An 11,915-nucleotide genomic window follows, 5' to 3' on the forward strand; every position below is an offset into this window, starting at 1 on the left:
CACTGTGTTCAGCAGATGCGTTTCATCCGGGTTCAGGAGATGCGTTTCATCCGTGCTCAGCGAATGCGTTTCATCCGGGAAAAATTGGGGTAGAAGGGAAACGACAGCTTCGCATAAGGATCCTTGGGATAGGTTCCGGGGGACGTCTGGTGATAGAAAAACTTCTTGAGTGGTCCCACATCCGGCGAATAGCCGCGGCCGTTATTCATAAACGGAATCCCATGTGGCCAGTAGATCATAAATGCTTTTCCTACCAGCGCGGATCGTGGAACAGCATGGCGGTGCTCCGCCCCCCGTTCATTGCCCCATAAACGACTGTCTGCGCTGCGGGCAGAGTTGTCGCCGAGGACGAAGAATTCGTCGTCTGACATTTTCGCAAACCGGACCTGACGACGATGGTCTTCATACTCCCGGCTCCAGGCGGCCGGATCGTCCAGCAGTTCCCACAAATGCTTATGCTCTCCCTGGTACTCCATCTTCTGGTAGTATTCGTCTGCCCGATAATAGATATCCCGCTGCAGCAGAAGATGGGAAATATTAAAATCGAGTCCGCGGCCTGCGATCCCGGCCGGCGCCAGATCGCCTTCCCGCGGTGCAGCCGAGACAGGCGGCTGGTATTCGGACTTCCCTTCAAACTCGGTGGCACTCCCGTCCACCCAGAGGCAAAGCCGCTGATCCACATTGGCAAACATGACCTGGTGAGCACCCGCCCCCTGCAATGCCGTCTGGACGGTCGTTAATTCAGTCTCGACTGGTTCAGGGTTGGGGAAGTCTTCCACATAGTACAGTGTCGCCTTCCCGGACTTCACGTCAAATTTCACGCGGTAATGACGATCGCCCCGCATGAGTTCCACGAACAGCTCCCCCTCAGAATTCTCAAGCTCCACATCGAAACTGAGAGTCAGGTCGCCGACCCAGAAGGCGGCATCGTACAGGAAATAGCCGTCGGTTGTGCCGCCGGTGTAGCTGTTATAGGCGGTGAAATCGCTGATCAGACGGGGCTGCGGGGGAGAAGAAGTCATCGACTGTTGAAACAGTTCCGGGTTTTCCTGGAGCAGCGCCCACTCCGATGTCTGGGGCACGATATGCTGGTACCGCAGCCACTCCAGCTTTGTGTCACCTGAACTGGTCGACGTCCCCTGGTACTGATACGCCCGCGATTCCCGATCGATCTCCCAACCCGATTTCGCGAGCCCTTCGAACCTGGTCTCACCGGCGGCAACCTGCTGCATGGGAGACCAGCGTTCCGGCCAGCCATACTGTAAAATCGCACGGGGTGGATAATCATCGTCATAAACCAGCTGCTGCACGGTCAGCTGTTTCTCCAGATTGTCCTTACGGAGAATCTGAAACGGTTCCTGCTCGCTTCGGCGGGCATAGACGTCCCCCCGGGAGACCTGAATTTCCTCGCCAGGCAGCCCCACCAGGCGTTTGATATAGTTGGTCTGGGACGCTTCGGGATACTTGAAGACGATCACGTCCCAGCGTTTGGGATCCCCGAATTCGAAGGGAAACTTGTTAACGATGATCCGATCCCCGGTATAGGGCATCGCGTCACGTAAATCAGAATAATAGCGGCAGTTGGGACAGAGCGCGCCGGTAACTTTGTATTCCGGATTGTAGTACTCCGTCTTTTCAATCAGTTCATCGCTGGCACCGACCGCATATTTCACACCGCACTCGGAGCAGTTGATCTCTTTATGCCGACCATAGAGTGTCGGCGCCATTGAACCGGTGGGGATTACAAACGCTTCAGCAGAGTAAGCACGAAACACAAAGGCAAACACCAGCGCGATAATGATCGATTCCACCGTGTCACGGATCTCGTTATGGCGGGAGCGAGGGGCATCAGCGTCGGTCTTTTTTTTCTCTGCCCGTTCGGTGAGAAAATTTTTCAGCTTTGACTTCTCGATTTTTTTGGTCATCTATAGCAACCTGTCAATTTATCGAATCCGAATCCGGAGCCAGAACCATGCGCCTGTTTCCATTATTCGTTGCTCGTTCTGATTTCTGAGCTTTTTTCTTCTCGGGAGACAAAAATAGTCACAAGGAAAAACAGCCCCTTACTAGTGAATATAGCGAATCCGGGAGAAATCTGGAATGCGGATGTGTCCGATATGGTTCCCGAATTTGACTTCCCCCTGCCGGGAGGGGAGATGGACCAGAAAAGGCTTGCCCAGTAAGTATTTGTGATCAACCTTACCATCGGCCCAGCTCCGGCTGTCCAGGGAGACGGGACTGTTATCTCCCAGTACGAAATAGCTGCGCTCATCCAGTTCATAGGGCTCTTCCACGCCGTGCAGTCCCTTTCCGCGCGTGTAATGAATGTCGCGGAACAGCTTCAGCCCCGTCACCTGCAGCCGCGCTCCTTTGCAGCCAAAGCGGACCGGCTCAAGGATTTCTTTCCGCGGCGCGGAACTCTCTGAAAACAACAGCGGCTGGTAGAGCAGCTTTCCGTTTGCCGCGCACAGCACCTGGCGGTCCATGACGGACATCTCCAGTCGCACAGGCCCGGAACGGAACTCACCCTGCAATCGTTCGGTGCGTAATGGCTGTTTCTGATCATCGACCCAGAGCGAAACCTGCTGCTGCTGGAAATCGATCAGAGTTCGAAACCGATGTTGGCCGTCGAACATCTCAATGGCAAATGCGCCTTCTCTTCCGGAAACCTGCAACTGGCACTCGAACAGAAAATCATGTACGGGGCTGGCTTCCTGATTCTCCACACCCGAGTTATAGGCATACGTATCGACCACCGGTGCAACATGTGATTTCTCGTATAACAGTGTCATCGCATAGCGGAATTCATCATCATCGGTCTGACTCAGCCACCGCTGACATTCCTCAGGAGCCAGGGCTCCATGACAGTTCAATTCCTGTTTCTGTGCATCGTAATGGACCACCCCAATGACCGGTTCGGGCTCATCCACTTCTGCGGGCCATTCTTTCAGGGACACATGCGACTGATGATGCCCCCCCTGGCGGATCCAGTGCTGGTATTTCACCCATGACCAGCGAGATTCCTGCAAGGGATTCTCCTGGTCGGCTGTATGGACAAACCCGTGTTCGTGCGACTCCCAGCCCCCTGCCTGCTCGCCTTCCTCTTCCTCTTCCTCGACGGGAACAAAGCGGGGCTGGAAAAAATCATCATTCTGAGGCTGATACTGATCGTCATAAACCAGCAGCCGAACGGCCTGCTGGGTTTTCAGATCTTTACGCTGGATCTCCCCGTCGATATACAGGTCGCCTCCTTTGACCTGCACGTTTTCTCCCGGCAGTCCTACAACCCGTTTCACATAAGCCTGGGTTGGCTTGATCGGGTTCTGAAATACGACCACCTCCCAGCGCTGGGGCGGCTTCAGATAATAGGCGTGTTTGAAGACCAGCAGCTGGTCGCCTTCATTCCGGGGAACATGGCTCAAATCAATGGAATTGGTATTACAGTTCGGGCAGGTGGCATACTCGCCTGACTGTGAAAACGATCCTTCATCTTCCCCCTGCGAGGCCTGAAAACGATTCCCGGAAACGGAATCGTCATAAGCCACTCCATAGCTGAATGAATAATGGCAGCGGGGACAGGTCACCTGCTTGTGATAGCCCAGCAGAGAGGGTGCCATCGAGCCGGTGGAAATCATGTACCCTTCAGCTTCGAAGGTCCGGAAGAGAATGACAGCAATCGCCAGCGCCACGACAGACTCAACCACCATCCGCGTCAGGCTGGTTCGCTCTGGAACTTCTTCTGTGTCGGAATCGGTTTGACTGGATGATTGGTGCATCGCAACTTACAACAGAAGACAGTGAAATCATCTGAATCCGGGATTCAGCAAGCGGTACCTGGGAGATCTATTTTAATAGATCCTGCGGGGCTCTGGAAATAGCGGTTCAGTGACTCCCGGAACAGTTCACTTCATTTCTCACAGGAGAAGAATTCAACTGGCAACCGGCGGGATGCGGTGCTGGACTCGCAGTCTCACCACATCAACATAAGGCACTGAATCTTAACAACTTAGCCTACAAAGCAGAACAGCAGCAGCATACAGATCCAGATCACTCCCAGGAAATGCCAGACGATCGAACAGGCATGCACGCCCCAGTGATATTCGTGGTCGTACTGATAGAGATATGCTTTATAAATCACAAATCCCAGCACGCCGAACGCCACGATAAAGTGCAAAGCGTGCAGCAGGACGAAGGCAAACAGGGCGCCGTAGCTGCTCAGATAGCGATAGGAGTCTTGTGTGGGATCCAGAGTCACTAACAGCTCTCCATGCTGCTGCAGCACGTTCATCAGCCCCAGAGTCTGGACGACAAAAAAGGCGCCTCCCAGCAGGAAAGTCAGATTGAGACAGTTGCGAAACTGCTGCTGTTTCTCCAGCCTGACGTAATACAGCGACCGGTGGATCGAAATACTCCCGAAGATCAGCAGTGCCGTACTCAGCCAGAGAATGGGAGGTATCACCAGGTGGATGGGCTGGGACGACTGAGCCATGCTGGTCCGCACAACCGCATAAGCGATCAACCCTGCCAGGAACAGCACTGCGATTGTGAAGAGGAAGATCGCCAAGCCGAAATCCCGCTGACTGAGCCGATCGCTGGATGTGAATAACATCACACAGCGATCACGGAATGAGCGGCTCTGGTAAGTAGGCATGCTGACCTGCCATCATACTGAAAACGAAACGAATTCTATCAAGACTGAGCCAGCGGGTGGCTCAAACTCTATTTTCTGTGACAGCCCGGGGAAATTCAATATCACTTCTTTTCAGCGTCGGACTTTTCAGGGGCCGGCTTGGCTTCTGTCTCAGGGGCCTTTTTAGCGGCTGCCTCTGGGGCTTTTTTAGCTTCTGCCTCTGGTGCAGACTTTTCATCTGCTTTTGCGCCTGCTTCTTTTCCTTCCGGTGCAGCCTGTTTAGCGGCAGCGGGTGCTGCGGCTGGCGCTGCTGCGGGAGCCACAGCGGGCGCTTTATCCTGCATGAAGCCTTTGACGTAATGATCGTAGGCATGCGAATCGAGCAGAATCATGCACAGGAAGAAGGCAGCAAAGCAGATGGAGAAGAAAAACATGATGCGGTTCAATGGCTTGTCATACCAGAGGTGCATGAAGATGAAGACTACCAGGGACGCCTTCGCAGTTGCAATCGCCATGGAGACGATGACATCCACGCTGCCTGTGTCGTATTTCGCTGCTTCCACTGTCACGATGGTCAGAAACACCAGGGCCAAAAACACACCGATCAGAACTTTGACCGGAACAATATGCACGTGGCAGCTCTGAGTATCTTCTGCGTGAGTATCACTTTCAACATGATCTGACATGATGAATTCTTTCGTCTCTTTATCTGATAAACTGGGGAGCAGCAACGCCCCGCGAGTAATTCAAAAAGTTGTATTCAAACGACGCTAATTGATCAGGTACAACAGGGGGAACAGATAGATCCAGATCAGGTCGACCAGGTGCCAGTACAGACCGACAAAATCCACAGCCCCAAAATAATATGTCGTAAAGGCACCGTTCACCGTTCTGACAATCAGCCAGCTGATGGCAATCATCCCGCCGATAATGTGAATTGCGTGCAACCCTGTCATGCAGAAATAAACGCTGAAGAAGGTACCAGCCAGTGCGGGCTCGGGAATTTTTTCCGTCTGTTCTGCATATTCAATTGGTACGGTTTCCGCCATGCGGATTTCTTCGTGGGTCGGCTCAGCTGCATGCCCGAACGTGTGATAGCCAATACTGGCATAAGCTCCCAGCTGCATACCGAGTGCAGCAACCAGAAAACAGCCGGCAATCGTCGCCGTTGTTCGCATTTCCGGCTTTTTGATGAGTGCCCCCAAGGCAATGCCGGAGAGTATAATTACCGCCCATAAGACCTGCGTCATATAGGACAATGTCGCCTTGGTTTTTTCAAACAGAGAATCACCTTCGTGGTGACTTTCCTCAGCTTTCGCTTCTTCTTTTTCAGCATGTTCCAGTTCGGTCTCAAGTGCAGCAGCGGCAGCGGCACCCGGAGCAGACTCGGGTTCAACATGCTGCTCACCATGATGTTCGGGGCTGACATATTTGCCGGCCCAGAGCAGTCCATGATGGGCTTTCTCAGTATATTCGTACGATTTGACACCCAGGAAGATCGCCGCACAACCCAGGGTAATCAACAGGCAGGTCAATAAACCGCGAGTCTGTCCCAGTTGGGCACAACGCACGCCCCAGGCCATGGTCAGACTGCTGAAGAGCAGCACGATCGTGTTGGCTGCCCCGAGCATCGTATCCAGGAACTGGCTGGCATACAGGAAGACTTCAGGATGCAATGAGCGATAGACGGCATAGAAGCCGAACAGACCGCTGAAGAACAGCACTTCGGTAACGAGGAACAGCCAGATACCCAGTTTACCGGTATCGAACTGCTGCTGATGGGAATCGAAGTGGTGCGCCAGCCGGGGATCATGGTGTTCATGATCGTGGGCGTCTGTATGTTCGTCTGTGGTAGTGGTGGCCGCGGTATTCATTAAGCTTCATTATCTCCTGATGCGGTCACAGTTTGTTTGTTATCCCCCTGACATTCAACGGGAACGTACCCTCCGATTTCCTCGTTGTAGACAACCGATTCCATGACGTAGGGATCGCCGGCCAGAGGTGGATGATCGAAGTTGTTATGTGGCGGTGGCGAAGAACACATCCATTCCAGGGAAGCACCTCCCCAGGGATTCGCAGGAGCTTTCTTGCCACGGTAAATCGAATAGATCAAAGTAGCGGCCATCAGAGCGGAACTCAGCCCCAGCAGATAGGCACCACAGGATGACATGACATGCAGCCCCTGGAATTGATCCAGGTAAGTGTAATACCGGCGCGGCATCCCCCGGGTTCCCAGCAGGAACTGTGGGAAGAAGGTCAGGTTGAAACCGAGGAATACGCCCAGGCAGGCAATCCGTCCCCAGTTTTCATTGAACATCTTACCGGTGATTTTCGGCCACCAGTGGTGGACGGCAGCGAACAGTCCGACCAGCGAGGATCCCATCATCACATAGTGGAAGTGGGCCACGACGAAGTAGGTATCGTGCAGATGGACGTCAGTGGCCAGTGTTGCCAGGAACAGCCCGGTCAGTCCGCCGATCGAGAAGATGAAGATGAACGCCAGGCCGTAACACATCGCGGTCGTGAAGCGGATCGAACCTTTATACATCGTGGTCAACCAGTTGAAGACCTTGATCGCTGACGGAATCGACACGCTGAAGGTAATCGCACTGAAGATCACAGCCACCACGCGGGACTGCCCGGAGACAAACATGTGGTGTCCCCAGACCAGGAAGCCGAACATGGCAATCGCGATACTACTATAGGCGATGAATCGGTAACCGAAGATATGTTTCCGACTGTGAACGGCGATCACTTCGCTGACCACACCCATGGCCGGCAGAATCATCACGTACACAGCAGGGTGCGAGTAGAACCAGAAGAAGTGCTGGAACAGCACGGGGTCGCCCCCCAGTGCCGGATCGAAAATACCGATATGAAAGGCCCGTTCCACGACGAGCAACAGACCGGTGATTCCCAATACGGGAGTTGCCAGAATCTGAATCAGAGCGGTCGCATACAAGGCCCACAGGAACAGAGGCATCTTGAACCAGGTCATTCCAGGAGGACGCATCGTGTGGATGGTCACGATGAAGTTCAGCCCGGTGAAGATCGAGCTGAATCCCAGAATAAAGACCCCAAGCAGGGCCGTAATCACAGCAGTATTGGTGGTCACACTATAAGGTGTATAAAAGGTCCAGCCTGTATCCAGTCCCCCCAGCGCGATCGCGGCCAGGAAGAAAGCAGCTCCGAATAACCAGAGGAAAAAACTGCCCAGGTTCATGCGGGGGAAGGCCACATCTTTGGCCCCCAGCATCACCGGCAGAATGATATTTCCAATCGCCGCGGGCACACCGGGGATAATCACCAGGAAGGTCATGATCGCCCCGTGCAGGGTAAACATCTGGTTGTACGTATCGGGTCCCATCAGCAGTTGCTTGGGTGAGAGCAGTTCGGTCCGGAGCAGGACCGCAAACAACCCACCCAGAAAGAAAGAGCAGGTCACGCCGATCAGGTACATGATACCGATGCGCTTATGATCGAGGGTGAAGAACCAGCTCTTCCAGCCACTCGAACAGTTCAGATAATTCAATTCGCGGTATTGAATTGGGAAATTTGATTTTGGATCGGAGGAGTCAACTACTGTTGCCATCTTCCAGCCTCCTGAATGATTTCAAATAAAGTTCGGATCTTGGATCCGGAAACACAATCGAGAATCAGGTTCTCACTTTTGATCTATTTTATTCAGCGACCTGCGTCGCCGGTCTTACTTCTGGGCCTTGATAAACGCGATGAGTGCCGAAATATCCTGATCGGTCAGCTGACCTTTAAAGGTGGGCATGATCGGCTTGAAACCGAGAACCACCTGAGCCTGAGGCTCCAGAATCGACTCACGCAGATAATTGGCATCGACTTTGACAGTTGAGCCATCGGCCAGTTTTTCTTCTTTGCCGAACAGCCCCTTGAAACTAGGACCGTTCTTGGGAACGCCATCAAGCGAGTGACACTGTACACAGCCACGGGTTTTGTAAAAATATTCACCCGCCTCGACGGGTGTTTTATTTTTGTGAATGTCAGATGCCTGTTGCAGCCATTTATCGAAATCACCACGGGTTTCGTGGACAACAACTTTAGTCACCATCATTGAGTGTTTCTGACCACAGTACTCGGCACACATCAGCGGAAATTCGCCGGCCCGGGTGGCCTTGAACCATTCCTGCGTATAACGTCCGGGCACGACGTCCATTTTGGTCCGGAACGCGGGAACCCACAGACTGTGAATCACGTCATCAGAAGACATGGTCAGCGTGACGTTCTCATCTTTAGGGATATGCAGTTCGCTTTCAATCCAGCCATTGGGATACTGAAACGCCCAGACCCATTTCTTGGCAATCACATTGATTTCATACGAGTCGCTGGGAGGGGTCCGCATATCGATATAGCCTGTGAAACCGACCCAGAACATGACGATGGTCAACAAGGTGGGGATCACAGACCAGGAGAGTTCCAGCGTCAGATTGTGTGTGCTGGTCTTGGTGGCTTCCACACCGGGACGATGGCGGTATTTGACCATAAACAGCACCATCAGACTGACAATCAGCACGAAAAAGAACGTGCAGACATACAGAATGAAGAAGTAGACAGAATCGCTGTGTTCTGCCACTGTGGAACTTTGCTCCGGGAACCAGAACCCGGCATCAGCATTCGCTAACATGTTAGGGATGAATAGTTTCATCTGCATTCACACAATCAACTGTTGAGTGTTAAATAATTTCAGGTATTAACCAAAACTGATTAAAACACAATATCACAAGTAAATCAGGAACTGAGAGGACTCAGGTCCCGTTCGGACTTTCATGAGTCTGCGTCTCGCCCGTCTCCAGGGCCTGCCTGCCTTTTCGTCCCCGCCAGTAGGGAATCAAAACCACAGTCAGGATGAAAACGGTGGCGAAACCGCCAATTTTCATAATATTCCGTGCTGTCGGAGCATACCGACCGCTGTCTGCATCGTAGTGAAAACAGTACAGCAAAAAACGATCAACGGTGGAACCGATTTTACCTTCTGACGCTTCCACCAACGCCAGTTTCAGGGTCTGTTCCGGAAAATTAATTCCGTATAAGTATCGTGAAATCCGTCCATCGGGAGTGCAGACCAGCAGGACTGCCGGATGGGCATATTCCTGGCGTTCTGCCACATACTGATATTGAACTCCCATCGCGTTCGCTAACTGCTTGATGGACTCTTCCTGACCACACAGAAAATGCCAGCCTTCGGCAGTTCCCGCACGATCGTATTCTTTAAAGTATTTCTGTTTGGTTAAGTTGGCTCGCTGGTATGTCTCTTTAGGATCGATACTCACCGAAACAAAATCAAATTGCTGGTCCGCAGACCACTCCAGCTCTTTGAGTCCCCTGACCAGCGCTGTCAGCTGCAGAGAGCACAACATCGGACAGTTTGAATAATTCAGTGACAGGATGACGGGGCGATCTTTTTTAAAGTAGTCGCCCAGGGTTACCTGCTTCCCGGAACTATCCTGAAACTTGAGATCCAGCGGTAATTGAGTATCCAGGTGCTCAATGACGTCCAGGTTCTCGATACTTTTGGGAGCTTTTTCCATCCGATCCGCCTGCACGGGCAAGACACTCAGTGCCCAGACAAGCAGTGTCAGGATGGACGTGTGCAACGGTTTCATGGCGATTTGTTTTTGTTATTCTTCTGCTTCTCTTGTTCCTCCTGAACCACGTACTCCATAGCCCGATCAATGGGCACGGCCACAATATTCTTATCCTGATCGATCCAGTGATACTCCGTTAAAGCAGCTGCCTGGCTTGCCAAGATGCTGTCGGAATTCACTTCGGGCACTTCAACCACTTTGACTTCGGTTTCTGCTTTCTCTAACGAATAGCTGAGAGCACCAATCGCGAATACCAGGAAAAAGGTAATGATGGTTCCGACGACACCGACAAATGCGATCATCGTCGTATCGAGGTCATCGTATGCTTCTTTATGACTCGACATAATGTTTTCTCTTATCTTAAAAGGCGCTGATCGTGCCGATCAGACTGTGTTTAAATGTTATGGAACTTGAGTGATTCTTCCAGTCGCGGATCACGGACCGGCATGACCGATTTGTCCCCGGCCAGTTTCAGAATGCTCGCGACATAAATCCCGCCCACTCCAATGGTACAGCAGACGTTAATCAGGATCATGGGGAAGGTCACTGACGAGGCCATTTTATCGAAAGCAATATTCGGCATTACCAGCCAGAAAATGTCGACCCAGTTCATGATCAGCAGATAGAAACCCCAGAATACCAGTGGTTTGGGATTTCGCTTCATCTTGCGAGACATAAAGAACACGAACGGAATCGCAAAGTGGCCGATCACCAGCATCAGCGAGACCGTGCCCCAGCCGTTTTCCTGACGTGGCAGGAAGAAGCTGGTTTCTTCAGGAATATTCGCATACCAGATCAGCAGGTACTGGGAAATCGCGATGTAGGCCCAGAAGCAGTTGAAGGCAAACAGCAGCTTGCCCACATCGTGCAGATGCTCGGTCGAAACAGGCTCTTTTAAAATTCCTTTACTTCGCAGATAAACCAGGCTGATGGCCAGGACACTGAAGAATCCGACCAGGCCGGCAGCGAAGTAGTAGACTCCAAAGATGGTACTGAACCAGTGAGGATCGAGCGACATGATGAAGTCAATGGCCGCAAAGGTCAGTGTAAAGGTATATAACAGGATCCCCGGACCACTGCGACGCTCCATGAGCAGCGTGGTTTCCGGATCACCGGTTTCATCCTGGGCCAGAGATTTCCCCAGGAAGAATTTGGCCAGAAAGATCCAGGCACCGAAGTAGATCACATATCGCAGAGCGAAGAAGCCTTTATTCAGGTAAGCCGATTTTGCCTGCAGCAGAGAATCATTCGCGATATTCTCGGCACTGGCCCACTTATAAAGCGTGTCATTACCCGTCAGCGTCAGCAGAACGATGGGCAGCACCAGTACCGCCAGAGGAATGACCCCCAGAGACAGAAACTCGGAGAGACGCCGCAGAACGACACTCCAGCCGGCCCGGGTCAGTTGCTGAACCATCACGAAGAACAAAGCCCCCAGTGAGATGCTCAGAAAGAAGAACGTACTCTGCAGGTAAGAGAAGGCAAACAGGTCCCAGCCATGACCGAACACCCAATGCAGCACGAACGCCACCGGCAGCAGGACGGAGCAGCCCAGAGCGACTTTCATCGGAAGCGGCCCCAGGTCAGCCAGGGATTGCACAGTAATTTTTTTATCAGCGTCGTGTGAAGTTTCCATAACGTTTCTTGTTTTACAACGAGATTGAATTCAA

General features: G+C 52.4%; 10 protein-coding genes. All 10 read right to left on the reverse strand.

The window, feature by feature from the left end; genetic code table 11:
* Window positions 1–56: 56 nt before the first annotated feature.
* The gene (gene lepB, locus Enr10x_RS27465) at window positions 57–1,925 is read right to left on the reverse strand and encodes a signal peptidase I (protein ID WP_145452185.1); all 1,869 of its coding nucleotides are present in this window, start codon (window positions 1,923–1,925) and stop codon (window positions 57–59) included.
* 141 nt (window positions 1,926–2,066) lie between these two features.
* Entirely contained in the window at window positions 2,067–3,776 is a 1,710-nt protein-coding gene (gene lepB / locus Enr10x_RS27470; protein ID WP_145452187.1) for a signal peptidase I, read from the reverse strand.
* 230 nt (window positions 3,777–4,006) lie between these two features.
* The gene (locus tag Enr10x_RS27475; RefSeq protein ID WP_145115019.1) at window positions 4,007–4,651 is read right to left on the reverse strand and encodes a cytochrome c oxidase subunit 3; all 645 of its coding nucleotides are present in this window, start codon (window positions 4,649–4,651) and stop codon (window positions 4,007–4,009) included.
* 101 nt (window positions 4,652–4,752) lie between these two features.
* Window positions 4,753–5,316 carry a cytochrome C oxidase subunit IV family protein gene (locus Enr10x_RS30110; RefSeq protein WP_197997392.1) on the reverse strand — a complete coding sequence of 188 codons (564 nt, stop codon included), beginning with the start codon at window positions 5,314–5,316 and terminating at the stop codon, window positions 4,753–4,755.
* Window positions 5,317–5,400: 84 nt separating this feature from the next.
* Window positions 5,401–6,504, reverse strand: coding sequence for a cytochrome c oxidase subunit 3 (locus tag Enr10x_RS30455; RefSeq protein ID WP_232093156.1), 1,104 nt, complete (start codon window positions 6,502–6,504; stop codon window positions 5,401–5,403).
* Window positions 6,504–8,222 carry a cytochrome c oxidase subunit I gene (locus Enr10x_RS27500; protein WP_145115022.1) on the reverse strand — a complete coding sequence of 573 codons (1,719 nt, stop codon included), beginning with the start codon at window positions 8,220–8,222 and terminating at the stop codon, window positions 6,504–6,506. The genes Enr10x_RS30455 and Enr10x_RS27500 overlap by 1 nt, the downstream gene beginning before the upstream one ends.
* A 114-nt stretch (window positions 8,223–8,336) precedes the next feature.
* Window positions 8,337–9,305: a cytochrome c oxidase subunit II gene (gene coxB, locus Enr10x_RS27505; RefSeq protein WP_232093157.1), complete on the reverse strand. Its 969-nt coding sequence runs from the start codon at window positions 9,303–9,305 to the stop codon at window positions 8,337–8,339.
* Window positions 9,306–9,405: 100 nt separating this feature from the next.
* Complete coding sequence (locus Enr10x_RS27510; RefSeq protein WP_145115028.1) at window positions 9,406–10,263, reverse strand: SCO family protein; 858 nt, start codon at window positions 10,261–10,263, stop codon at window positions 9,406–9,408.
* Window positions 10,260–10,589, reverse strand: coding sequence for a hypothetical protein (locus Enr10x_RS27515; protein WP_145115031.1), 330 nt, complete (start codon window positions 10,587–10,589; stop codon window positions 10,260–10,262). Before Enr10x_RS27515 ends, Enr10x_RS27510 begins: the two co-directional genes overlap by 4 nt.
* 50 nt (window positions 10,590–10,639) lie before the next feature.
* Window positions 10,640–11,881, reverse strand: coding sequence for a quinol:cytochrome C oxidoreductase (locus Enr10x_RS27520; protein WP_145452188.1), 1,242 nt, complete (start codon window positions 11,879–11,881; stop codon window positions 10,640–10,642).
* Window positions 11,882–11,915: the final 34 nt, after the last annotated feature.

Source organism: Gimesia panareensis, from assembly GCF_007748155.1.
In the GTDB taxonomy this organism is placed as follows: Bacteria; Planctomycetota; Planctomycetia; order Planctomycetales; family Planctomycetaceae; genus Gimesia; species Gimesia panareensis.